Below are 24,096 nucleotides of genomic sequence, written 5' to 3' on the forward strand. Positions count from 1 at the left end.
GCTCACTCTGTTCACCCTTCCGCTTTTAATTCTAATAGTAAATCTCTCAATTCAGCTGCACGCTCGAAATCTAACGCTTTTGCTGCTTCTTTCATCTCTGCTTCCATCTTCGCAATTGTCTTTTCACGCTCTTTTTTCGTCATCTTCTTAGCTGGCGCTGCTTCATACGTTTCTGTTTCTTCAGCAGCTGTCGTTGCACGTATCACATCACGCACACCTTTTTGAATCGTTTTCGGCGTAATACCATGCTCTTTATTGTAAGCTTCTTGTATCGTACGACGACGCTGCGTTTCTTCAATCGCAATTCCCATCGATCTCGTTATACGATCTGCGTACATAATAACGCGTCCGTTTTCATTACGTGCTGCACGACCGATTGTTTGAATCAATGAACGTTCTGAACGTAAGAATCCTTCCTTATCAGCATCTAAAATAGCTACAAGTGATACTTCTGGAATATCTAATCCTTCTCGTAATAAGTTAATACCGACAAGTACATCAAACTTACCAAGGCGAAGGTCACGGATAATTTCAATACGTTCTAACGTTTTAATTTCAGAGTGAAGATAGTTCACTTTAATTCCTACATCTTTTAAGTAATCCGTTAAATCCTCTGACATCTTCTTCGTTAAAGTCGTAATTAATACACGCTCATTTTTTGCAATACGATCTTGAATTTCTCCTAATAAATCATCAATTTGACCTTCAATTGGTCGTATATCAATTGGTGGATCTAAAAGCCCTGTTGGACGAATAATTTGCTCTATTACTTCTGGTGACTGCTCTAATTCATACGGACCTGGCGTTGCCGAAACGTAAATAACTTGATTCGTTTTCTCTTCAAACTCATCAAACGTAAGCGGTCTATTATCTAAAGCTGATGGCAAACGGAATCCATGATCCACAAGCACTTGCTTACGTGCTTGGTCCCCGTTATACATCGCTCTTACTTGTGGCACGGATACGTGTGACTCATCCATAACGATTAAGAAATCTTCTGGAAAATAGTCTAATAACGTATACGGCGTTGCACCCGCTGGACGAAGCGTTAAATGACGGGAGTAGTTTTCAATCCCTGAACAAAAGCCCATCTCACGCATCATTTCTAAATCATAACGTGTTCGCTGCTCTATACGCTGCGCTTCTAACAACTTGCCATTATCATTTAATTCCTTTAAACGCTCTTCTAATTCTTTTTCGATATTTTCAATAGCGACCTTCATCTTTTCTTCACGTGTAACGAAGTGAGATGCTGGGAAGATTGCTACATGATCACGTTCTGCTAATACTTCACCTGTTAACGCATTTACTTCGCGAATACGATCAATTTCGTCGCCGAAAAACTCAATTCGAATACAATGCTCGTCAAGTGATGCTGGGAAGATTTCAACTACATCTCCGCGCACACGGAATGTACCACGCTTGAAATCAATGTCATTACGTCCATACTGCACATCAACAAGTTCACGAAGCAATTGATTGCGGTCCTTTTCCATACCAACTCGAAGTGAAACAACTAACTCGCGGTATTCTTCTGGAGAACCTAAACCATATATACACGAAACACTCGCAACAATAATCACATCATCCCGTTCAAATAGTGCAGATGTTGCTGAGTGACGTAATTTATCGATTTCATCATTAATCTGCGCATCTTTTTCAATAAATGTATCTGTTTGCGGCACATACGCTTCTGGCTGATAATAATCGTAATAACTAACAAAATATTCAACTGCATTATTCGGGAAAAAATCTTTCAGCTCACTATATAACTGTCCCGCTAACGTTTTATTATGAGCCATGACAAGTGTTGGCTTCTGCACTTCTTTAATGACATTTGAAATCGTAAATGTCTTACCCGTTCCTGTCGCTCCAAGCAACACTTGCTTTTTCTTTCCACTATTAATTCCCTCTACAAGCTTCTCTATAGCTACCGGCTGATCGCCTTGCGGGGAATACGCTGAAATAATTTCAAATTGATGTTCCAAGTATAATCCGACCTCCTCATAAAAATCTGTATTATTATTTTACCACGAATACCCACAAAAAACCTAAAAAAACGAACAGATATTCGGTAAAGTTTTCGACAATATATACATAGAAAAAGGAAGGGGTCAAAACTTCCTTCCTCTACTAACTCTATTTTTTAAGTACATATAATAAATCATATCCATTGCGCCCATTTTCATTCGCACAATCTATTAACCTATAAGCTATTTGTGATTCACGCTGCTCTTTAACAATTCTTTTACAGCTATCTTCATCCATACCTGTATGATTACCAGCAAATCGATCTTGCCTATTATCTGACACATAAAGTATATCTGTCCCACTATACTCTAACGTTTGAAAAACTGGATCCCCTTCATGTGTATAATGTACAATTCTTATTTTATCAACTTCCCCTTGGGCCACATTCAAAACGAACTTTTCGAATTTATCTAGATTGGAAATTCCTGCTCTCTTTACAATGACATCATTCTTCCTATCAACTTCAATGTTAGGTTGTGACCATGCTACTAAACTAAAGAAAAATAGGCATATAAAACGACTTCTTTTTCCTATTGTCATCCGCTCCTATAAAAATCATTTGTATACTGCAAAAGCTACTTTCCTCTACGAAAGTAGCTTCTCTTTTCCTTTTTCCTTCTTCGGGAAAAGAACATATGAAAATGAAATAACTGTATCCACTAAAAGTATAATCGCCCAAACTTGGCTAACACGACTTGCTTTTTCATTTAAAACAATCCCCGTTTCTAACCAATTATGCCATTGTTCAAACGGGACAAAACCATACAGAAAGAAAAAGAAAATATGCACAACAACGAATAAAACAAGATGTAATACCCAATTTTTTATTTCCTGCTTCGCATAGGCCATACCTGTTAATTCTACGTGCTCTTCCATAATTGGCGCTGGTTCATTCCTCCATTTCGCAACTAGCTTTTGCGCAAATATATCAAGCTTCTTCAACTCCTTTTTCCCGTAGAAAACTGCATACAATAAAATAATTACAGTAATGATTTGAAAATTAGAGAACTTCCCTGTTTGATAATAGTCCACTACCCCTAAAGTTAAAATAAATACTTCATTTACGAGAAGTACAATCCCCATAATAAAGCTCGCCTTCTTCAAACGGAATCCGTAACGGAGTAAAAAGAAACCGATAGCCGCTAACCAAAATACAATCTCTGCCCCAATTAAAAAATACCAACGATATTCTGCGAGTATACTCATTTACCCTTCTCCTTTTCATCATATATACGAAAAGCTTCATCCATATATAATAAAAATTCTTCTTCAATTGGATACATGCTCATTTTCTGTGAATCTTCCTTCGATTTTCTAACTTCCCATAACTTATCTAAAAATGCTTCATCACCATTGGCCATTTCTAAACACTTCTGCATTAATCTCTTCGTTGCCCTTTGTACCTCATCACTCGCGACTTCTTTGCCGTCTTTCATAAAAGTACGTAATTGCTTTAATAAATCTACCCACTCTAAAACATTCGGATCTTCTTCACTCATATTTGGCAAATTATGAAGCAATTTTTGTTCTTCCTTTGAAAACACTTCATTTTGAAATATTTCACGTATACGAGAAGACTGTTTTGAAAGCTGAATCAGTTCAAACATAACTTTCCAATCAAGTTCTCCCTCTACATCTACCGAATAAACAACAGCTTGTAAAACACGCTCCATTCGATTAAACTTCTTTTGTTCTTCCTGTACAAATCGAAGTTGTTTTTCAAGCGAATCCTTTAAATTAAGCTCACCTTTTACTAACATATTCGCAGACTCTTTTAATGAAAATCCCATTTCCTTTAAAAATAAAATCTGTTGCAAACGTATTACGTCAGCTTCACTATATAAACGATGCCCGCCTTCTGTTTTCCCGCTCGGCTTTAATAAATCTATTTGATCATAATAACGTAATGTACGTACTGTTACCCCTGTTTCTTTCGTCAATTGTTGTATTGAAATCACTACCATCACCTCTTCCCCTTCATTATAAAAGATGACGTTACGTCACTTTCAAGCCTTTTGTAAAAAAATACAAAAAGCTGTTTATACTCTTCGTATAAACAGCTTTTACGGAAATAATCCTTTTTGTACAGCGCGCCCACAAAATAAAATAAGTGCTCCAACAACAACACTCGTTGCTGTTTTATGATAATGAGCTGAAACTAATAAATAATATGATAAACCGACAGTACCAATCATAATACAAACGCTTGGCACTGGATTACGAGAGAAGTTCTGCATTCCCCAAAACAAAGCAAAAATAGCCGTAGCGACACATAATACCGGTAATCCCATCCCAGTTCCCCTTTTTCTATCTATTCCTTGTTGCTAACACACTCGTCGATGCCATACTTATTAATAAACCAAAAATAACAATATATAATAACTCATTTACATGTACTGCTTGCCTATCTAAATACTTATTTACACAAAGATACATAATGAACAAGAAAACGAAGCTTGTCATACTAATCGTAAAATATGACTTCATCTTGTTCACAACTCGCTCATCAATTGACGGTACTCCCTCTTCTTTCAAACGCTTCTGTTCTCTATATTCCGCAATACCATATAAAATGACTAGTGCTACATTCGATATGAAGATCGTTCCCCACGAAATACTTACAATCATTAAACTCACATTTAAAACAAGACTTGCTAAAAACAAACTTCCTATAAAACGTATAATATCTTGCTTACTCATACATGATCGATCTCTTTTTGATTTCTATATTTCCACTTCGGCCAATAGTTCACAAAGAAATAAACAAACTGCCCTAGTACAAATAAAACAAACGGCATGCCAGCATTTCCATCAACAATTAAATTGTACAAACTCCATATCGCTAAACTAATTGTTAAAAATACTCCTACATATTTAAACGCTTTATCCGACTGAAATCTCTCAAACTCATCTTGCATTTTTCATTCCTCCTATCGCTATACTCGTTTCCCTATCATCACTCCTATGATGAGACTACCCGCAAATAAGGAACTACATATTATAAATATTTCTTGTATCGGCATAACGGCTCTACCTATCGCCTTGCTCGCAACAATATAAACAATAAGCAATAAAAACGCGAATATAAATGAGATATTTACATATTTTTTTATATTTTCATTTACTCGCTCGTCTATATCTGGAAGTTCTTCTTTTTTGTACTTACGCTTTTTGTAATACGTATACACTATTAAAAATACAATTGCTAAAACGTTACTCACTATGAGCGGTAAAATTGGTATAGCCGGATTCATAATATGAACTACAATGTCTCCCAAAAACAATCCAATAGTCGCACCAATCAATAACTTTTTAGTATCGTCCATTTTTCTCCCCTTACTCTAGCGTAAATATTTCCTCCACCTTCATCCCAAAATATTTAGCGATTTTTAACGATAATTCTAGACTCGGGTTATAATGATGGTTTTCAATCGCCACAATCGTCTGCCGCGTCACCTGCATCGCCTTTGCCATTTCAACTTGCGTTATATGATTTTGCTTTCTTAACTCTTTTATTGTATTTTTCACACCCATAGGCTCCACCTTTGAAAGTAAAGATATCTTTACTTTAATTAAAAATATTTTCCAGTTTCAAGTAAAGATATCTTTACAGATTTTAGAAAAACATTTCACTGAACATCTTCTCTACCAAAGTACAAGAGTCATTTAATTTATATCAGCGATTTTTTAATATATCGACTTACCGACAAATACCGACGCACTATAATCATAAAAAAAAGCTGTTCCCAAATACCTTTGGGAACAGCTTCTCCGCCCTACTACATAAATCCTAACGCATATACAAGAACGTATCCGAGAATAGAAAGGCAAACCGAACCAATTAGCCCTGCCACGAACGCTTTGCTTCCTAACTTACGGAACGTTTTAAACTCTACATTTAAACCAAGCCCCGCCATCGCCATTGCAATAAGCATGTAAGCAATGACAACAATATAGCCCGCAACAACTTCTGGTATAACCCCGAGCGAATGCACTGCACTCATCGCTAAAAATCCGAAGATGAACCATGGAATTGGAAGGTCGCGCCACGATTTTTTTTCTTCGCTTCCTTCACTCTTACCAAACCATAATCCAATTAAAATCGCTACTGGTACAAGCATTGCTACGCGCGTTAGCTTCACGATAACTGCGATGTCTACAGCCGTACTTCCTCCTGGCGCCGCAGCTGCGATAACATGAGCAATTTCATGCAGCGTCGCACCTGAGAATACACCGTAACCGTACGGTGAGAAGCCAAGCACTGGGTATAATAGCGTATAAATAAGTGTAAATATTGTACCTAAAATTGCAATAATCGCTGCGCCGACTGCCGTTTCCTCATCCTTCGCTTTCACTTGCGGCGCAATTGCCACGACCGCTGCCGCGCCGCAAATTGCCGTCCCGCACGCTGTTAAAATTCCAAGTTTCTTCTCTACTTTAAATACTTTCGTTAGTCCATATACTACGAAAATCGTAAATATAATAACAACCGCTGCGATGACCAATACTTTCGGCCCCGCCTTCGCAATATCAACAAGATTTAATCGCATTCCAAGTAAGATGATCCCGAAGCGAAGCAACTTCTTACTCGCAAAGTTCGTCCCTGCAATCGCATCATGAGGAACTCCAATTGCCGCACGCCAAACCATCCCGATTAGAATAGCAATTACTAATTGTCCCATAATATTTAAAAATGGAAGCTCTGCTAAATATTTCGCCGCAATTGCGATTAATAGTGTAATCCCAATTCCTTGTGAAAATCCAAAACGCTTCTTCTTTTGTATAACAAGTGTTTGTTCCACTTTGTACCACTCCAATAATCGTATTGGAACATGCATGTTCTATCTACTTACATTATAAGAGAGTTTCTATAATAAGTTTAATATCAATATTGAATCTCTATCATCAGAAATACTTATGATAAGATGATAGAAAAACGAAAGGAGCTCATTACATGAACGTAGACATTTTAAAAATTTTCGTTACTGTCGTGGAACAGAAACACTTTTCCCGTGCAGCAGAATTATTAAACCTTTCACAGCCTGGCGTAAGTATGCACATTCGCAACTTAGAAAATGAATTTGGAACTACACTCATTCAGCGCTCCCCGAAGCACGTTCAAGTGACAGAGGCTGGAAACATTTTATATATACACGCAAAGCAAATGCTCTCTCTTTACGAAGATGCTAAGCAAGAAATTAACGAACTACATAACGTTGTAACAGGAACTCTTCGCATCGGTGCTAGTTTTACAATTGGCGAATACTTACTTCCAAAAATACTCGCTAACTATGCGAATGAAAATCCACACGTCGAAGTTCATACTTTTATCTCAAATACAGAAGACGTTTTGCAAAGCCTTCGCTCTAATCAAATTGATATCGGCTTAGTGGAAGGGCAAGTCGTATACGCCGACGTTGACGTTGAAACATTTATGCAAGATGAAATGAAGCTCGTCGTTCCGCCAAATCATCCACTGCTCCGCACAAATGAAATAAATGAAAGCACACTCCAAGATCAAGTATGGGTATTAAGAGAAAGTGGCTCTGGTACACGTGCTTATAGTGATCGTTTTATTCATCAACACCATTTAAAAATGAAACGATTCTTTACATTCAGTAGTATCCAAAGCGTGAAGGAAGCAGTTAGTGCCGGGCTTGGCATCGCTATTCTTTCTGATTGGACTGTACGGAAAGAGCTACTGGCAAAAGAACTATTCCACGTCGAAGTTCCAAATGAACAACTCATCCGTCCATTCTCCATCGTGCGCGGCAAATATTTTATTCCGTCTAAAGCTATTCAAGTATTTTTAAATCATGTAGATTCTTTTGCGAAAAAACAGAGTTGACCTTCACATTAGTGTGAAGGTTTACAATACAGGTACAAGTATAAGTGTATAATAACGAACTCAAAAATCATGAACAGAAATAAGTTTGACAAACCATTTTGTATGCGCATACAATAAAAGTAATATTATGAAAGGAAGGTACTTTGACCAATGAAGTTCTAATTCTCTTATTTATTTCATCCATCACAAATAGTGAACAAAAAATGATGAAAACTAGCAGGGGATTAGTCTGTCCATTTGTCGATACTTTCTTTCGAAACGATCATGTAAAAAAATCGTTTATTTATGTACGGTTTTTTACATGCAAGGGCGACGTTTATCCTCTCTAGTGAAACTAGGGAGGTTTTTTTATGACTATTTTATTCGCACGTAATATTGAAAAGAGCTTTGGTGATCGCACACTATTTACGTTACCGTCACTGGAAATACAAGCACATGACCGTATAGGAATTGTCGGAGTCAATGGTGCTGGTAAATCTACGTTATTACAAATATTGAGTAAAGAAATAGAAGCCGACAAAGGCATAGTAACTCATCATAGTTCTATCAGCATCATTCCTCAGCTTAGTGAGGAACTACCGGAAACCGCGTCTTCTCTCTCAAAAGGAAAATGGAGTATTTCAAACGTTACAGATGCAATGAGCGGCGGTGAACGAATGCGCCTAAAGATTGCCCATGCTCTCGAACAAGATGCAGGTATTTTATTCGCTGATGAACCAACAAGCCACTTAGATATGGTCGGTACAGAGCAATTAGAAAAGGCACTTTTATCTTATAAAGGGGCACTTGTTTTAATATCGCATGACCGTGAATTTCTAGATAATATATGTACAAAAATTATTGAAATTGAAGACGGTAGGATCCAAGAGTATAAAGGGAATTATTCCAACTATCGAAAACAAAAAGAACGTGAACGAACACAAAAACAAGCAGAGTATAAGCAATATGTACAAGAAAAAAATCGTTTAGAGCAGTCCATTTTACAAAGAAAGCAACGTGCTTCTAACATGACAAAAATCCCAACACGGTTCAGCTCATCTGAATCTAAACTGTATAAATTAAGTGGGGCTCACGGCCAAGAAAAGGTTAGCAAAGCAGCAAAAGCATTAGAAACACGTCTCGAAAAACTAGAAAAGAAAGAAAAGCCAAAGGATTTTTCTCAGGCTCAGTTTGACGTGCAATATCATGCACCCATTCATAGTAAAGTGGCAGTACAGTTCAATAAAGCAACAAAGAAAATAGGCGACCGTACACTATTTAAAAGTATAAGTGGAACTATTGCTCCTGGTGCAAAGCTTGCTGTTTTAGGTGCAAATGGAAGTGGAAAAACCACTTTGTTCAACATGCTTCTCGCAAACGAGCGTGGCATTCAGCTTTCGAAAAGTTGTAAAATTGGATACTTCGAACAAACACTATCTATTTTAAAAACAGATAAAACCATTTTAGAAAACGTTCTAGAGGAAACAAATTATACAGAATCGTTCGTTCGAACAATACTTGCACGGCTCCTATTCCGCCGTGAAGACGTTCATAAGCCTGTGCACATTCTAAGCGGTGGTGAACGAATGAAGGTTGCACTCGCAAAAGTATTTTTAGGAAACTATAATATGCTTCTGCTCGATGAACCGACAAACTATTTAGACTTAGCGACGCAAGAAGAATTAGAACTCATGTTGCAAGAATATCCTGGTACAATACTATTCATTAGCCATGACCGCGCTTTTATTCGCTCTGTTGCCGACCATATTCTACAAGTAGATGAGAGTGAACCAAGAGTATTCCACGGTAATTACGAGCAATACACAAAAAGAACAGCTGGGGATTCTGTAAACGTTACTGAACAAGAATTATTACGATTACAAACAAAATTAACGGAAATCATCGGCCGAATTTCCATACCAAATCATCACGATAACATCCCATCTCTTGAACAAGAATACGAAACATTATTAGTTCAAATCCGGAAATGTAAAGAAGCGCTCTAATGTCTTCCCTATATATCGACGGGGCCTTCCACATTTCCCAAGAAATATTGAAACTTCGACATAGAATAGCATGAATAAAAGTAAAAAGCCGTGCATCAGCACGGCTTTTTACTTTAAATACGGACAGCAGTCCCGCTCACTGCAACCATTAGCATTCCTTCGCGAACTACTTCGTAATCCACGTCGATACCAACAATTGCATTCGCATTTTTTTGTCTTGCGAAAGTTTTCATTTCTTCCATTGCGATGTCGCGCGCTTCTTTTAATTTACTTTCATAAGCGCCGGCACGACCGCCGACAACGTCACGAACAGAGGCGAAAAGGTCACGGACGATATTCGCGCCCATAATCGCTTCTCCATTGACGATATCGATATACTCAATAATTTCTTTTCCTTGAATTGTAGACGTTGTTGTTACAATCATACTTTATAGCCTCCCATATGAGATTTTTACCTACTTATGGTGCACTAATTCAGTACAAATTATATTTACGAACTAAACTGCGCTTCGTATAACCTGCTGTATCCTCCGCCTTGTTCAATTAATTCATCATGTGAACCTTGTTCTGCAATACCATCTTTATTTACAACGACGATACGATCTGCATTTTTAATCGTTGCCAGCCTGTGAGCGATAACTAGCGTTGTGCGACCGACAGCTAGTTCAGCAAGTGATTTTTGAATCGCTAGTTCTGTCTCTGTATCTAATGCAGAAGTCGCTTCATCTAATATTAAAATTGGCGGGTTTTTCAAGAACATACGAGCAATCGCTAGACGCTGCTTCTGTCCACCAGAAAGTTTCACGCCGCGCTCACCAATAACGGTATCTAAACCGTCTGGTTGCGAGTAAATTAAGTCTTCTAACTGCGCACGTTTTACTGCCTGCCAAATTTCCGCTTCTGACGCCTTTAAATTTCCGTAAGCGATATTTTCACGAATCGTTCCAGAGAATAAGAACACGTCTTGCTGCACAATTCCGATTTGCTTACGAAGTGAAGATAGCGTCATATCTTTCGTATCAATACCATCAATTTGAATCGATCCAGACGATTGTTCATAAAAACGTGGGAGTAAACTACATAACGTTGTTTTCCCTGCTCCTGATGGTCCAACGAATGCAACTGTTTCACCTGCATGTATTTTCAAGCTAATGTCATTTAAAATCGGTTCTTTATTTTCATATCCGAACGTAATGTTGTTATATTGAATATCACCGTGTACATGTTTAACTTCTATCGCATTTTTAGCGTCTACAATATCTGGCTCTGTTTCAAGAAGCTCTACATACCTCTTAAAGCCAGCGATCCCTTTCGGATAACTTTCGATTACCGCATTAATTTTTTCAATTGGGCGGAAGAAAATATTCGTTAATAGAACGAATCCGATAAATCCACCGTACGTTAATTCGCCTTGCAGAACAAACCATGTACCGCATATTAAGACGAAGAGCGTTACGAGACGCATAAGCATATAACTAATCGACGAATTTAACGCCATAATTTTATACGCCATTAATTTCGTTGTACGGAAACGAGCGTTGTTCACAGCAAATTGCTCTTTCTCAAACTTTTCATTTCCGAATGCTTGTACAACGCGGATACCACCGACGTTGTTCTCAATACATGCATTGAAATCAGCAACATCTGAGAATAAACGTCTAAATGTACCTGTCATTTTTTTATTAAAGTAAAGCGCCAACCATAATAAGAATGGAATGACGAAGAACGTTAATAGCGCTAACTTCCAGTTGATCATCATCATAAATGAGAATGCTCCAACTAAAGTCATAATAGCGATAAACAAATCTTCCGGTCCATGGTGAGCAATTTCCCCAATTTCCATTAAGTCGTTTGTAAGACGTGAAATTAAATGACCTGTTTTATTATTGTCAAAAAATCTGAATGATAGCTTTTGAATGTGATCAAATAATTTCTGCCTCATATCTGTTTCAATGTTAACGCCAAGCATATGTCCCCAATATGTAACGACGTATTGTAAGCCCGCATTTAACATATACACTGCAAGTAAACCGAAACAAGCCCATAAAATAAGCGTCCAGTTTTGCCCTGGCAATAACTTATCAATAAATTGATTTACGATAAGCGGGAAGCCAAGTTCTAATAACCCTGCGACAACTGCGCAAGAAAAGTCGAGTATAAATAAACCTTTATACGGTTTATAGTAAGAAAAAAATTTACGTAGCATATCTTCCCTCCATTTTCCAAAATTAAAAAGACTCCCTAAATGATAACCATTATCAAATAATTATTCAAGTAATTCGACTATGAAACTAAAATAAGGTTTGCGATAGTTGTCGTTTTTTGCCGGAAAGTCGATATATTGGAATAATCGCTGATATAATTCGAGTTGCGCTGATATATCTCGATAATCGCCGATATAATTCAAGTTGCGCTGATATATCCCAGTAATCGCCGATATAAATTTCATTTACTACTGCCCCACCCATCCCATACAAAAAGGGTATCACCTATTGGTGATACCCCCACTTCTATTACATAGCTTCCGAATCCCACTCATGCTCCTGCTGGACAAATACAATACCTAATTCGTGATGTCCTCCGGCGTATAATGCCGTTTGAGCGAGGCGAAGCTCTCCGTTTGTATCTAATACTTCTAATTTACAAAATGCTCCTGTCGTCTTCGTTTGAAGCGCATCGTAAAATTCTTCAGCGCTTCTTGGAATGACTCCATTTACTTTCGTAATAATTTCTCCAGGTAGTAAATTCAGCTCTGCCCCAATTGTATTCGGGATTGTATCTAATACAACGAGTCCATCATTACGTGCAGCGAAGTACGCTGGTCTTGTTTCATCCGCAATTTTTTCTTGCATGGAAATTGTGAAACGTCCAAGCATTGCGACTCCCATGGCGATAATTGCAAGTACGTGCCACCAATAACTTGCGATTCCTAAAACTAGCACAAGTCCTGCTAATCCGTATACACGTCTTCCTGTAAATAATAAAGCTTCCGTCGGTTCATAACTTCTAATCCTTCTCATAAATCCAATTAAAAATGGAACGAGGAATAGAGAGTATGTATCTGAACCGATTGAAACGACAGGCCACCATGAAATAAACTGCGTTACTGCGTCACCTGGTACGAGAATAAAAATAGGAACGATCCATAAACGCTTTGATTCGTGTAAACCAACCTTTAATCCCCGCTTACCCTTTCTCATCTTTGGCGTCGAATATCCTACTGCATTTTTAGAAATCAATAAGCCCTCTACAACGAGCATGACGCCTAGTAAAATAGCAAGAGATACAATCGTACTCTCTTCACCTTCTCCAAGCTGTAAGAAGGAAACTGGTAGCTTAGAAGATAATAGAACAAAGACAATTGCGATACTAAACGTATAAGCTGCTGATAAATATCGATACATAGCTGTTAATCCAAATAGAAGCGTCCAAAGTAAGATGACCCATAAGCTCGCTTTGGAAACAACAAGTCCAAAGCCAATTGTAATAATAGATACGATTAATCCGTATTTAACTCCCGCAAATAAAGATGTTCGCAGTTCAAACCAAATATCATAAACTTTAAAGGCAAAGTCCTTTCGTTCTCGTAACATACGTAAGTATCCAACGAAGATACTACTTATTAAAAATACATAGACAGCAGGGTGTAAGAAAAAACGTCCAACCGCCCGCATTATTTCAAAAATCCATGCCTCCACGAACCCATTCACCACCATTTATATCATTCTTTCTTTTTATATTATCATAACTGGACAAACGTTTGTTTAACACAAAAAAATACAGGCAGCAAACTGCCTGTATTTCTTGTTATTTCGCTATTAATTTTAATGCTGACTGTAATTGTAGATCATTTTCTCCAGAACGGATTTTTTCAATAATTTTCGTTTGAATCGCTTCAGCTGTCTTTTTATCAAGCTGTCCTGTCGCATCCATTTTATTCGCATTTTGGAATGCTTTCAGCGCTGATTCTGTCTCTTTACTAAAGTATCCATCTTCACGTCCTGTTACATATCCTAAACTCTTAAGCATTTCTTGTGCGTGTTTTACTTGTACATCATTTGAATTGTATGAAAGTGTCTTTTCAATTTGAATTGGTGTCGCATGATAATAATCTGGTTGCTTCACTTCTACTGTTGGCGCGATTCCTTTTTTATGAATCCAGTTTCCATCCGGCGTTAACCATTTAAACATCGTTAATTTGATGTTGCTGCCATCTTTAAATGGAACGGCTTGCTGAACAGTGCCTTTACCAAATGTTTTTTCACCAACTAAATCGTATCCTTCTCCCTCTTTTAGCGCACCCGCTAAAATCTCTGAAGCAGAAGCACTTCCATTATCAATTAATACTGAAATTGGATATGGCTTTCTTTGTTTCAGTTCCGTAGAGAACTTCTTCTTCGCACCATTTCGCTCTTCTACTTGTAGCATCGGCTTTTTATCCGTCATAATTTCCCCTAGTATCTCTTCTACACTATTTAAGTAGCCACCAGGATTACCACGTACATCAATAACTAAGCCTTTTATGTTTTTCTTCTCTAACTCTTTTAACTGATCCTTAAATTCTTTCGCTGTATTTTCAGCAAAGGAAGTGATTTGCATATAACCGATATCTTTTCCGCTCTCTTGTTTCACAGAGCTAAACACTGTGAAAATCGGAATTTTTTCACGTTTAATTTTAAACACAATCGGATCAGCTACTCCTGCACGCTTAATTTCAATCGCAACAGTCGTTCCTTTTTTACCACGAATCTTTAATACTGCTTCTTCACGTGATAAATCTTTCACACTATTTCCATCTACAGATAAAATTTGGTCATTCGGTTTAATTCCAATCTTTTCTGCCGGTGAGCCTTTAATTGGAGATACGATAATAAGCTTACCGTCCGTCTTGTTCACCTCAGCCCCAATCCCCTCTAGCTCAGGATCAAGCGATTCACTAAACTGTTTAGCCGTTTCTTTATCCATATACGTGGAATAAGGGTCCTTCAGCGTAGACAACATTCCTTGTATTGCACCTTCGACTAATTTTTCATCTTTCACGTCTTCCACATAACGTGAATCAATTAGTGCATACGCCTCATTAATTTTTGCCAAATTCCCTTGCGCAGTGCTAGCATTTCCACTCGAAATTGTTTGCGTTACTTCTGCTGGGTTAACCCCAAATAAAGACATACCTGCAAACATTCCGCCAGCACCAATTAAAAATGCAACAACCATTCCAATAATTGCAACTCTACGTTTCAATGCGGAATTCCCCTTTCCAAAACACACAGGTGGTGTAGCAAAAGGCATCACACAGTGTGTGATGCCTTTACCTATTTCTACTATATGATAAGCTTGTACGAATTATGTTTGCAACTTTTTATACTTTTAAGAAGCGTCGAATTGACATTACACTTCCCCACATACCGATTAAAGCCCCGATTAACACTAGTAAACCAGCTAATTGGAATACGAATGGGCTGTATGGTAGAAGTTCGAAAATTGTTCCGCCAAGTTTCTCGTTAAACACACCTTGTAGTGAATTATACGTGACTAGAATTAAGCCAATTGGAATAATTGATCCTAATACTCCTAAGAATAATCCCTCTAATAAGAACGGCCAACGAATAAACCAGTTTGTCGCACCTACAAGTTTCATAATTTCGATTTCTGTACTACGAGCATAAATTGTAATTTTAATTGTATTAGAGATTAAGAACATCGCTGTGAATAAAAGACCAGCAATTAACACAATCCCGATATTACGACCAGTTTTTACAGTATCAAATAATCGTTCAACTTGCCCTTTTCCGTACTGAACATTACTTACAAACTGCATTTTTTCAATCTTTTTCGCGATTGTCGCTGTATCTGTTGGTTCTTTTGCTTTTACAACGAATACGTTTTTAAGTGGGTTATCTTGTTCAAATAACTCAAACGTTTTTCCGCTATCGCCTAAGCTTTTAATTAAACGTTTTAACTCTTCTTCTTTAGAAGAATATTTAATAGAGTCTACTTTTGCAATCTTACTCATATCATCTTCTAATTTCTTTTGATCAGCTTCTTTTGCTGCTGGATCAATGTGTACACGAATCTCTACATCTTGCTCTACTTTCGTTGCAAAATGGTTCATATTCATAATCGCTGTTAAGAAGACACCTACAAGTAATAATGTAACTGTTACTGCACTAACAGAAGCAAACGTCATCCATCCGTTACGTGATAGATTCTTTACACCTTCTCGCAAATGTCGACTAAGGGTCTTAGCCTTCATATCCGTATCCTCCCTCAATCTCATCTCGAACAATTTTTCCGCCTTCAATCGCGATTACACGATGACGGATTGTATTTACGATATCTGCGTTATGTGTCGCCATAACAATCGTTGTACCACGCTCATTAATGCGCGTGAAAATCTTCATAATATCAAGAGCTGTTTCAATATCTAAGTTACCTGTTGGCTCATCGGCAATTACAACCTTTGGTCTATTAACAATTGCTCTCGCAATCGCAACACGTTGTTGCTCTCCGCCTGAAAGTTCGCTTGGAAGTGCATCTGCACGATCTTCAAGACCTACAAGACCTAAAACTTCTGTTACACGCTCAAGAATTGCTTCTTTTTCTTCTTCAATTACCTCTAAGGCAAACGCAACATTCTCATATACCGTTAACTTAGGTAACAATTTAAAATCTTGGAAAATTACGCCTAATTGACGACGGAAATATGGAACATCTCTTTCTGCTAATGTTTCGATAACAAGTCCATTTACATTAATTGATCCTGTAGATGGCTTCTCTTCACGATACATCATTTTAATAAATGTAGATTTCCCGGCTCCACTCGGTCCAACTACGTATACAAACTCACCTTGTTTAATGTTAACTGTGAGACCAGCAATGGCTTTCATACCATTCGGGTACTCCTTATAAACATTCGTCATTTTTATCATTATTTATCACCCAATACTTAATGATTTTTTTCAAATACTTTTCTGTACATCTGAAAATAAAAACTTTATTCTCACTTAACCACTCTTGTTGAAGGTAGTCTACTTACAATTTTTTTATAAGTAATACTACTATGTAATATATTTCAGCAAAATTCTACAAACCCCATTGTAACATCAAACGGTTTCCAGTTCGGATACATTTTTGTTACAGTTATGTTACACATCAAAAAAGGAAACGAGTTGTCATAGTTCTTACCAAAAACCCTTTTTGGATAAGACTCTATAATCAACTCGTCCATTTCACCTTTTTTATTTATGGTCAGCTAGCCACTCAGCTACTTTTTTCGCATCCTCACCTTGAATAATTCCTGGTGACATAGAACCGCGACCTTTTTCAATAATCTTTTCAATCTCTGCCGCATCATACTTCTGTCCCACTTTTCGTAAATCCGGTCCAGTTGCTCCCGATAAATCTTTCGCGTGACAGCCTATACAACTTTTTTGATAAATTTGCTCTGCGCTATCTGTGCTTGCAGATTGTTTTGAAGGCTTACTCTCTTCTTTATTTCCACATGCTCCTAAAGCAAAAACGACTGATGTCCCTAGCGCAATAGCCAACAATTTCTTTTTCACTTCTATCGCTCCCCATTGTTGATATTCTTTTCATTCCTAAAACACACTCATTTTCATTATAAGCATTATCTTTATATAGAAAAACTAAGGTATATTTCATATTCTTCAAAAATACAGCGAAAACCCTAATAATATAAAGCTTTTATCAGTTGTTTCAATTCTGTGAACAACATAAAAACTTCTATAAAGTATCCTTTTTGAACGGGAAATTAAAAAAGTTCTGTATAAAGTCTTACTCTATTGCCACTCTGTTTTACTATTCTCTACTTTTTACAAAACAATATACAACATTGTATGCTACATATAATCCCATCAAAAAGAGAAGTTGTCGTTTCCAACTTCTCTTCCTCTGTACTTCATCTATATAGATAAAATAACACTCTTTATATCCTCTATATCCTCAACATGTGCCAACAATTTTGTTGGCTTTTTTTCACTTAGTTTATTAGATGCGAGAACGTAAGTAAGCATCGATAAATGGGTCAATTTCTCCATCCATTACCGCCTGCACGTTACCAACCTCTGTGTTTGTACGGTGGTCTTTCACAAGAGAATACGGGTGGAATACGTAAGAACGAATTTGGCTACCCCATCCGATTTCTTTTTGCTCACCACGAATTTCATCTAACTCCGCTTGTTGCTCTTCTAATTTCTTTTGATATAATTTCGCTTTTAACATTTTCATCGCATGCTCACGGTTTTTAATTTGTGAACGCTCTGACTGACACGTTACAACTGTGTTTGTCGGTGTATGTGTAATACGAACTGCTGAGTCTGTCGTATTAATATGCTGTCCACCTGCACCACTTGCACGGTACGTATCAATTTTTAAGTCTTCTGAACGTATTTCGATTTCAACTTCATCATTGAACTCAGGGACAACTTCACAAGATACGAACGATGTATGACGGCGACCTGAAGAATCGAATGGTGAAATACGCACTAGACGATGTACACCTTTCTCTGCCTTTAAATAACCGTAAGCGTTATGACCTTTAATTAATAAAGTAACACTCTTAATACCAGCTTCATCACCTGGTAAATAGTCAACCGTTTCTACTTTAAATCCACGTTTTTCAGCCCAACGTGTGTACATACGTAATAACATAGAACCCCAGTCTTGTGACTCTGTTCCACCAGCACCTGGGTGTAATTCTAAAATCGCGTTATTTTTATCATAAGGATCGCTTAGTAGTAACTGAAGTTCATACTCATTCATTTCTTGAATTAAGCCCTTTACTTCTGATTCAAGCTCCTCATGTAAATCTTCATCGTACTCTTCTTTTAAAAGCTCATGCGTAATTTCTAAATTTTCGAATGTCTCATCTAACTGACGGAACTTTCCAACCATATCTTTCAGTGCATTCGCTTCGTTAATTACAGCTTGCGCGCCTTGTTGGTCATCCCAAAATCCTGCGCCCATCATTTTCTCTTCTAATTCTGCAATTTGTTTCTCCTTAGTAGGAAGGTCAAAGAGACCCCCTAAAAGCCGCTAATCTCTTAGCCATTTTCTCTAATTCCTGTCTAATTTCTACTAATTCCATTTCCTTCACCTCTATGTAATTGCTGTTACTTTCGTATGAAAACAAGGGAAACTCTCTCCACTTATGACGGAGAGAGTTTAATCCTTCTTAATTATACATTGTAAAGTAGCCTAGGCTACCGACCTGTATTACTTCCCAATACCACAGCAGTTTTTATATTTTTTGCCGCTACCACATTTACATACATCGTTGCGGCCTACCTGGTCACCTTTTACAACTGGCTTTTTCTTCGCTTCTTCGCCATCGCTAGATGGGTGAACAGCTTCACCTTGAACAACTTCTTGACGCTCTAGGTTTTGTTCAATTTCAGCTTTCATAATGTAACGAGAAATTTCTTCTTCAATAGAAGCAATCATTGATTCGAACATTGCGAATCCTTCCATTTGATACTCACGGAGTGGATCAATTTGACCGTAAGCACGTAAATGAATACCTTCACGAAGGTGATCCATCGCATCAATATGCTCTGTCCATTTCGTATCTACAACACGGAATACAACAACCTTTTCGAACTCACGCATTTGCTCTTCTGGCATAAGCTTTTCTTTGTCGTTGTAACGCTCTATTAATTTCGCGATAATTGGCTCGCTCATTTCCTCTGGAGCAAGGCGACGTAATTCTTCTTCTTTTACATCTCCTTCTTGCAGAAGGTTTGTATTTAAGTAGTCAACAAGACCTTTAATGTTCCAATCTTCTTCGATTTCCTCTTGTGTATGAAGTGCAACCGCACGCTCTACTGTAGATTTCATCATACCTTCAATAATACCGCGTAAGTTCTCAGACTCCATTACCTCTTGACGCTGTTTGTAAATAACTTCACGTTGCTGACGAAGTACATCGTCGTATTGTAGTAACTGCTTACGTGCATCATAGTTATTTCCTTCTACACGTTTTTGCGCAGATTCTACTGCACGAGAAACCATTTTACTTTCGATTGGCTGAGAATCATCCATACCAAGGCGGTCCATCATTGCTTTCATATTGTCAGAACCGAAGCGGCGCATTAGTTCATCTTCCATTGATAAGTAGAACTGCGTAACACCAGGGTCTCCTTGACGACCAGCACGACCACGTAACTGATTATCAATACGACGACTTTCATGACGCTCTGTACCGATAACTGCTAAACCAATGCTTTTAATATCGTCTCCAAGCTTAATATCCGTACCACGACCCGCCATGTTCGTCGCAATCGTTACAGCACCTTTAATACCAGCTTCTGCAATGATATCTGCTTCACGCGCATGGTTTTTCGCGTTTAAGATGTTATGACGTACGCCTTTACGCGTTAACATTTTTGAAATAAGCTCTGACGTTTCAATCGCAACTGTACCAACAAGAACAGGTTGTCCTTGTTTATGACGATTTACAATATCCTCAACAACAGCATTAAATTTACCTTCCATTGATTTGAAGATTAAATCAGCACGGTCATCACGAACAATCGGTTTGTTTGTTGGAATTACGATAACGTTCATATTATAAATGTTACGGAATTCCTCTTCCTCTGTTTTCGCTGTACCAGTCATACCAGATAACTTTTCGTACATACGGAAGTAGTTCTGGAATGTAATTGTCGCAAGCGTCATACTTTCATTTTGAATTTCTACGCCTTCTTTTGCCTCGATAGCTTGGTGTAAACCTTCGCTATAACGACGACCTTTCATAAGACGACCAGTAAATTGGTCTACAATTACGATTTCGCCTTCTTGTACAACATAATCTGTATCACGGTGCATAACAACGTGTGCACGAAGTGCCTGATTAATATGGTGAAGAAGTGCTACATGTTTTAAATCGAATAAGTTTTCAATGTGGAAAGCTTTCTCCGCTTTCGTAATACCATCTTCTGTTAACATTACATTTTTTGTCTTTACATCAAATGAATATTCTTTTTCATTTTCTAACGTACGAACGAATGCATTTGCAAACATGTATAGCTCTGTTGATTTTTGAGCTTGTCCAGAAATAATAAGCGGCGTACGTGCTTCATCGACTAAGATAGAATCGACCTCATCGATAATAGCAAAGTGAAGTGGACGTTGAACGCACTGCTCTTTATATAAAACCATGTTGTCACGTAAGTAATCGAATCCAAGCTCATTATTTGTGCTATACGTAATATCAGCAGCATAAGCTTCTTGTTTTTCTTCACGTGACATACTGTTTAAGTTAATTCCTACTGTTAAGCCTAGGAACTCATGAAGTTGTCCCATTTCGCTCGCATCACGTTGTGCTAAGTATTCATTGACTGTAACAACGTGAACACCTTTTCCTGTTAAAGCATTTAAATATACAGGTAATGTAGATGTTAACGTTTTACCTTCACCCGTTTTCATCTCAGAGATATTCCCTTCATGTAAGGCAATACCACCCATTAACTGTACGCCATACGGACGCATTCCGAGAACACGAGTCGCAGCTTCACGAACAACCGCAAAAGCTTCAGGTAGTAGATCATCTACTGTCTCACCTTTTGTTAGACGTTCTTTAAATTCAAGCGTCTTCCCTTTTAATTGTTCATCAGTTAATGGCTTAATAGATGGCTCTAATGCATCAATTTGCTCAACTGTCTTCTGCATACGTTTAATTTGGCGTTGATTTACATCAAACACCTTTTTTAAAATACCGATCATAGGAAATACGCTCCTCTTTTTATTAAAATAAAACTTCCGATTGTTTTTTCTTTTTCTCTATTACAATCAGTCGTTATAAAATCAAATGTATGTTATGCCAATTTTTCTCCTAATTAAAAAAACTAAAATGTATATACCTAATGATAATTGTAACACTTGTCTTATAACTATGACAACAATCGGCCGAATGTCAGGCCTTATATTCAGAAAAAGTTTTCATTTCATGTGTTACGTTTCTTTTCTCTGTCTCGTTATTTCAAGTTCACGTTACAAATTTCGTATTAAATCTAAATCGATAATTACAAAAAGTCGAAGATTTCGTCGGTGCAGCATCCATGGATACTTACACCTGCGCAAAACCTCCGACTTTAAAAGATAATGTTATGTTGCAAAATCTACTCAACCACGGCACCCAAAAAGCACACTTAAAATATATCTGTATCAATCATACATTAATTTATTGGTATTTCTAATTCATGATATTTCCCTTTCTTATCCTTCATAAAAGAAATGAATTTCACTTTAGTTGATTCATTTGAAAAGTTTTTATAATTTTTATAAAGGTCATCTCCTATAAAATAATTTGTCCCTATATATCCCCGCACTGTTTTACCAGCAGGTATTACAGGATCAAACTGATATTTTTTAGGTAATTCTATTGAATAAGGGATTACATTATAAAACTCGCCTATTTTAGAATAAAACATTGTATTGGAAATAGACTGATTACTAAGCAAATTAATATCCCGATTCGTTGTATTTGTAATATCTAAAGGTAAAACATACGTCACTACTTCTCGGTCTTCATAAGGATCATAAACTTTTGTAGGATCCAGAGGATCAAGTGCATGAAACGTAACTCCTTGTCCATCTTCAAAAGTTCTATTAGATAAAAACTCATCGTTTACCACTTTATAAGATTCATTATTTTGATTTAATGTTTTAAATCTAAAAAAACTAGCAAATATACATAGCAACACACACAACCCAATAATTATTAAGATATGTTTTCTTGTCACTCTTAATCTACCAACTTTCCATTATTAACATGTACAATACGATCTACTATTTCATTATCTAGAACATGCACATCATGACTGGCTACAATAATAGTCGTTCCTTTAGATTTTTCTTCTTTCAAAATATCCAAAACATCTTTTATCCCATCACTATCTAAAGCATTAGTAGGCTCATCTAATAACAATAATTTTGGTTGTTCCATTAAAGCTTGCGCTATCCCTAAACGTTGTTTCATACCTAAAGAGTATCTTTTATACTTTTTCTTATCTGTTTTATCAAGCCCAACTCTTTGAATAATATTATAAATTTCCTCATCAGAAATTTTATTGTTAATTGATGATAAAAATTTCAAGTTTTGAAAACCAGTATACCCTGGAATAAAACTTGGATATTCAATCAATATCCCCATAGAATCAGGGAATTGCTTTTGTTTTCCAATCATTTCATTATCTATATAAACAGCTCCAGAATTCAAGCGCATTAATCCTGATATAGCGCGTAAAATCATCGTTTTACCAGAACCATTATGCCCCTTCAAAACTAAAAACTCTCCTTTTTTTACTGACAAACTAATATTATCTAACACAATATTTCCTTTTAATCTTTTCGTCATACATTCACATTTAATATAATTGTCCATAAATTATTCACCTATCACATCTAGTTTTTTTAAACAAAAACTACCTAACAAAATCATTACAACAACAACAATTACTACTCCTATTAAAAATAACTCATGCCATTGAATAGATTGATTATTACCTAAAGTCAATTGAATTGAACTGTGATCAACAAAATACCAACGATTTGGCATAACAAAAGATCCTAAAAAATAAATACTATGAAAGAAAATAGACAAAAATAGGTACATCAACATCAGTATAAAAACAATAGTTATTGGTATATAAAGCGTTAAAAACTCAAAAATTAAAGCTAATAAAAAGCTTATAATTATTTGAATTAGCATAGTACCTACTATCCTATAAGAAAATTGACTATATACATTTGAAAAAGAATGCTCGCCAAAAGTAAGCAAATAATAAACAGTAAACCAAATCAAATACATAACAATCCAAATACTAATTATGTAAAAAAACAAAGATAGTATTTTCGTTAACCAAAGAAAATGCTTCTTCTTAACACGAGGAAATAAATAAACACCATTTTGTTGAATATCTGAAAAAGCAAACTTCCCTACTAGCAACAAAGGAGTAATTTGAAAGAATATCCAATAAAAAGGAATAGAAAACCGCCCCTCCTTATAAAAATAAGATAAATCCACAAAGTCTACTCCATGAAAAAATCGATAAAAGGTAACATCTACTAATACAGTTTCTTTACCATTAATAAGAGACTGATTGTATAAAAAAGTAACTATAATCATAGCGTAAATTAAGAATAAAAAAGCCATTATCTTGATGGAATCTCTAAACCTTACATGTAAATCTCTTTTTAACAAATGATATA

At 36.7% G+C, this 24,096-nt stretch carries 24 protein-coding genes; 2 read left to right on the top strand and 22 right to left on the bottom strand.

Annotated elements, in window-relative coordinates; all coding sequences use genetic code 11:
• Positions 1 to 11: 11 nt before the first annotated feature.
• The 10 genes from uvrB to ACUXEY_RS08410 all read right to left on the bottom strand — a co-directional run bounded on the left by uvrB (position 12) and on the right by ACUXEY_RS08410 (position 6,833).
• Positions 12 to 1,988 (bottom strand): excinuclease ABC subunit B, encoded by a 1,977-nt coding sequence (uvrB, locus tag ACUXEY_RS08365; protein WP_087959306.1) that lies wholly within the window; start codon positions 1,986 to 1,988, stop codon positions 12 to 14.
• A gap of 151 nt (positions 1,989 to 2,139) precedes the next feature.
• Complete coding sequence (locus ACUXEY_RS08370; RefSeq protein ID WP_461300447.1) at positions 2,140 to 2,571, bottom strand: DUF4362 domain-containing protein; 432 nt, start codon at positions 2,569 to 2,571, stop codon at positions 2,140 to 2,142.
• Between the two features lie 45 nt (positions 2,572 to 2,616).
• Entirely contained in the window at positions 2,617 to 3,237 is a 621-nt protein-coding gene (locus tag ACUXEY_RS08375; protein ID WP_461300448.1) for a hypothetical protein, read from the bottom strand.
• Positions 3,234 to 3,995 (bottom strand): MerR family transcriptional regulator, encoded by a 762-nt coding sequence (locus ACUXEY_RS08380; protein WP_166702715.1) that lies wholly within the window; start codon positions 3,993 to 3,995, stop codon positions 3,234 to 3,236. The genes ACUXEY_RS08375 and ACUXEY_RS08380 overlap by 4 nt, the downstream gene beginning before the upstream one ends.
• A gap of 99 nt (positions 3,996 to 4,094) precedes the next feature.
• Complete coding sequence (locus ACUXEY_RS08385) at positions 4,095 to 4,322, bottom strand: hypothetical protein (protein WP_064476205.1); 228 nt, start codon at positions 4,320 to 4,322, stop codon at positions 4,095 to 4,097.
• A 16-nt stretch (positions 4,323 to 4,338) separates the two neighbouring features.
• Positions 4,339 to 4,731, bottom strand: a complete 393-nt coding sequence (locus ACUXEY_RS08390; protein WP_461300449.1) for an ATPase — start codon at positions 4,729 to 4,731, stop codon at positions 4,339 to 4,341.
• Positions 4,728 to 4,949, bottom strand: a complete 222-nt coding sequence (locus ACUXEY_RS08395; RefSeq protein ID WP_461300450.1) for a hypothetical protein — start codon at positions 4,947 to 4,949, stop codon at positions 4,728 to 4,730. The genes ACUXEY_RS08390 and ACUXEY_RS08395 overlap by 4 nt, the downstream gene beginning before the upstream one ends.
• Positions 4,950 to 4,967: 18 nt before the next feature.
• Positions 4,968 to 5,357, bottom strand: coding sequence for a hypothetical protein (locus tag ACUXEY_RS08400; RefSeq protein ID WP_461300451.1), 390 nt, complete (start codon positions 5,355 to 5,357; stop codon positions 4,968 to 4,970).
• Between the two features lie 10 nt (positions 5,358 to 5,367).
• Positions 5,368 to 5,565, bottom strand: coding sequence for a helix-turn-helix transcriptional regulator (locus ACUXEY_RS08405; RefSeq protein ID WP_002143740.1), 198 nt, complete (start codon positions 5,563 to 5,565; stop codon positions 5,368 to 5,370).
• A gap of 245 nt (positions 5,566 to 5,810) precedes the next feature.
• On the bottom strand, positions 5,811 to 6,833 hold the full coding sequence (locus tag ACUXEY_RS08410; RefSeq protein WP_461300452.1) for a YeiH family protein: 1,023 nt from the start codon (positions 6,831 to 6,833) through the stop codon (positions 5,811 to 5,813).
• 152 nt (positions 6,834 to 6,985) lie between these two features.
• Between ACUXEY_RS08410 and ACUXEY_RS08415 the strand changes: the two genes are divergently transcribed.
• Positions 6,986 to 7,879 (top strand): LysR family transcriptional regulator, encoded by an 894-nt coding sequence (locus tag ACUXEY_RS08415; protein ID WP_001099987.1) that lies wholly within the window; start codon positions 6,986 to 6,988, stop codon positions 7,877 to 7,879.
• Positions 7,880 to 8,229: 350 nt separating this feature from the next.
• Entirely contained in the window at positions 8,230 to 9,864 is a 1,635-nt protein-coding gene (abc-f, locus tag ACUXEY_RS08420; RefSeq protein WP_461300453.1) for a ribosomal protection-like ABC-F family protein, read from the top strand.
• Positions 9,865 to 9,977: 113 nt separating this feature from the next.
• Here the strand turns inward: abc-f and ACUXEY_RS08425 are convergent, their stop codons facing one another.
• The 12 genes from ACUXEY_RS08425 to ACUXEY_RS08480 form a co-directional block, all read right to left on the bottom strand.
• Complete coding sequence (locus ACUXEY_RS08425; protein ID WP_000637523.1) at positions 9,978 to 10,289, bottom strand: heavy metal-binding domain-containing protein; 312 nt, start codon at positions 10,287 to 10,289, stop codon at positions 9,978 to 9,980.
• Positions 10,290 to 10,354: 65 nt separating this feature from the next.
• Entirely contained in the window at positions 10,355 to 12,070 is a 1,716-nt protein-coding gene (locus ACUXEY_RS08430; protein ID WP_461300454.1) for an ABC transporter ATP-binding protein, read from the bottom strand.
• Between the two features lie 307 nt (positions 12,071 to 12,377).
• Positions 12,378 to 13,562, bottom strand: coding sequence for a PDZ domain-containing protein (locus tag ACUXEY_RS08435; protein ID WP_461300455.1), 1,185 nt, complete (start codon positions 13,560 to 13,562; stop codon positions 12,378 to 12,380).
• 109 nt (positions 13,563 to 13,671) lie between these two features.
• Positions 13,672 to 15,108, bottom strand: a complete 1,437-nt coding sequence (locus tag ACUXEY_RS08440; protein WP_087959296.1) for a S41 family peptidase — start codon at positions 15,106 to 15,108, stop codon at positions 13,672 to 13,674.
• Between the two features lie 118 nt (positions 15,109 to 15,226).
• A complete protein-coding gene (ftsX, locus tag ACUXEY_RS08445; protein WP_000645019.1) occupies positions 15,227 to 16,120 on the bottom strand; it encodes a permease-like cell division protein FtsX in 894 nt (297 codons plus the stop codon).
• The gene (gene ftsE, locus ACUXEY_RS08450; protein WP_000594323.1) at positions 16,110 to 16,796 is read right to left on the bottom strand and encodes a cell division ATP-binding protein FtsE; all 687 of its coding nucleotides are present in this window, start codon (positions 16,794 to 16,796) and stop codon (positions 16,110 to 16,112) included. The genes ftsX and ftsE overlap by 11 nt, the downstream gene beginning before the upstream one ends.
• A gap of 309 nt (positions 16,797 to 17,105) precedes the next feature.
• Positions 17,106 to 17,429, bottom strand: coding sequence for a cytochrome c551 (cccB, locus tag ACUXEY_RS08455; RefSeq protein ID WP_087959294.1), 324 nt, complete (start codon positions 17,427 to 17,429; stop codon positions 17,106 to 17,108).
• Between the two features lie 445 nt (positions 17,430 to 17,874).
• Positions 17,875 to 18,973 (bottom strand): peptide chain release factor 2 gene (gene prfB, locus ACUXEY_RS08460; RefSeq protein WP_097840497.1). Its coding sequence is split into 2 segments (ribosomal slippage): positions 17,875 to 18,900 and positions 18,902 to 18,973, totalling 1,098 coding nucleotides; the frame shifts between segments, so codons are not numbered across the junction.
• 128 nt (positions 18,974 to 19,101) lie between these two features.
• Positions 19,102 to 21,609 (bottom strand): preprotein translocase subunit SecA, encoded by a 2,508-nt coding sequence (gene secA, locus ACUXEY_RS08465; RefSeq protein WP_461300456.1) that lies wholly within the window; start codon positions 21,607 to 21,609, stop codon positions 19,102 to 19,104.
• A 452-nt stretch (positions 21,610 to 22,061) separates the two neighbouring features.
• On the bottom strand, positions 22,062 to 22,589 hold the full coding sequence (locus ACUXEY_RS08470; protein WP_166702847.1) for a hypothetical protein: 528 nt from the start codon (positions 22,587 to 22,589) through the stop codon (positions 22,062 to 22,064).
• Positions 22,590 to 22,630: 41 nt separating this feature from the next.
• Entirely contained in the window at positions 22,631 to 23,269 is a 639-nt protein-coding gene (locus tag ACUXEY_RS08475) for an ABC transporter ATP-binding protein (protein ID WP_461300457.1), read from the bottom strand.
• Between the two features lie 3 nt (positions 23,270 to 23,272).
• Positions 23,273 to 24,040, bottom strand: coding sequence for a hypothetical protein (locus ACUXEY_RS08480; RefSeq protein WP_461300531.1), 768 nt, complete (start codon positions 24,038 to 24,040; stop codon positions 23,273 to 23,275).
• Between the last annotated feature and the right edge of the window lie 56 nt (positions 24,041 to 24,096).

This window comes from Bacillus sp. F9_6S_D1_P_5, assembly GCF_054823925.1.

Excerpts from the sequence above, each read along its gene's own strand:
- secA (WP_461300456.1), bottom strand. The coding sequence starts at position 21,609 with ATGATCGGTATTTTAAAAAAGGTGTTTGATGTAAATCAACGCCAAATT.
- ACUXEY_RS08380 (WP_166702715.1), bottom strand. The coding sequence starts at position 3,995 with ATGGTAGTGATTTCAATACAACAATTGACGAAAGAAACAGGGGTAACA.
- ACUXEY_RS08390 (WP_461300449.1), bottom strand. The coding sequence starts at position 4,731 with ATGAGTAAGCAAGATATTATACGTTTTATAGGAAGTTTGTTTTTAGCA.
- ACUXEY_RS08430 (WP_461300454.1), bottom strand. The coding sequence starts at position 12,070 with ATGCTACGTAAATTTTTTTCTTACTATAAACCGTATAAAGGTTTATTT.
- ACUXEY_RS08385 (WP_064476205.1), bottom strand. The coding sequence starts at position 4,322 with ATGGGATTACCGGTATTATGTGTCGCTACGGCTATTTTTGCTTTGTTT.
- ACUXEY_RS08370 (WP_461300447.1), bottom strand. The coding sequence starts at position 2,571 with ATGACAATAGGAAAAAGAAGTCGTTTTATATGCCTATTTTTCTTTAGT.
- ACUXEY_RS08475 (WP_461300457.1), bottom strand. The coding sequence starts at position 23,269 with ATGGACAATTATATTAAATGTGAATGTATGACGAAAAGATTAAAAGGA.
- ACUXEY_RS08375 (WP_461300448.1), bottom strand. The coding sequence starts at position 3,237 with ATGAGTATACTCGCAGAATATCGTTGGTATTTTTTAATTGGGGCAGAG.
- ACUXEY_RS08395 (WP_461300450.1), bottom strand. The coding sequence starts at position 4,949 with ATGCAAGATGAGTTTGAGAGATTTCAGTCGGATAAAGCGTTTAAATAT.
- ftsE (WP_000594323.1), bottom strand. The coding sequence starts at position 16,796 with ATGATAAAAATGACGAATGTTTATAAGGAGTACCCGAATGGTATGAAA.
- ACUXEY_RS08480 (WP_461300531.1), bottom strand. The coding sequence starts at position 24,040 with ATGGCTTTTTTATTCTTAATTTACGCTATGATTATAGTTACTTTTTTA.
- ACUXEY_RS08405 (WP_002143740.1), bottom strand. The coding sequence starts at position 5,565 with ATGGGTGTGAAAAATACAATAAAAGAGTTAAGAAAGCAAAATCATATA.
- ACUXEY_RS08415 (WP_001099987.1), top strand. The coding sequence starts at position 6,986 with ATGAACGTAGACATTTTAAAAATTTTCGTTACTGTCGTGGAACAGAAA.
- abc-f (WP_461300453.1), top strand. The coding sequence starts at position 8,230 with ATGACTATTTTATTCGCACGTAATATTGAAAAGAGCTTTGGTGATCGC.
- ACUXEY_RS08400 (WP_461300451.1), bottom strand. The coding sequence starts at position 5,357 with ATGGACGATACTAAAAAGTTATTGATTGGTGCGACTATTGGATTGTTT.
- ftsX (WP_000645019.1), bottom strand. The coding sequence starts at position 16,120 with ATGAAGGCTAAGACCCTTAGTCGACATTTGCGAGAAGGTGTAAAGAAT.
- ACUXEY_RS08425 (WP_000637523.1), bottom strand. The coding sequence starts at position 10,289 with ATGATTGTAACAACAACGTCTACAATTCAAGGAAAAGAAATTATTGAG.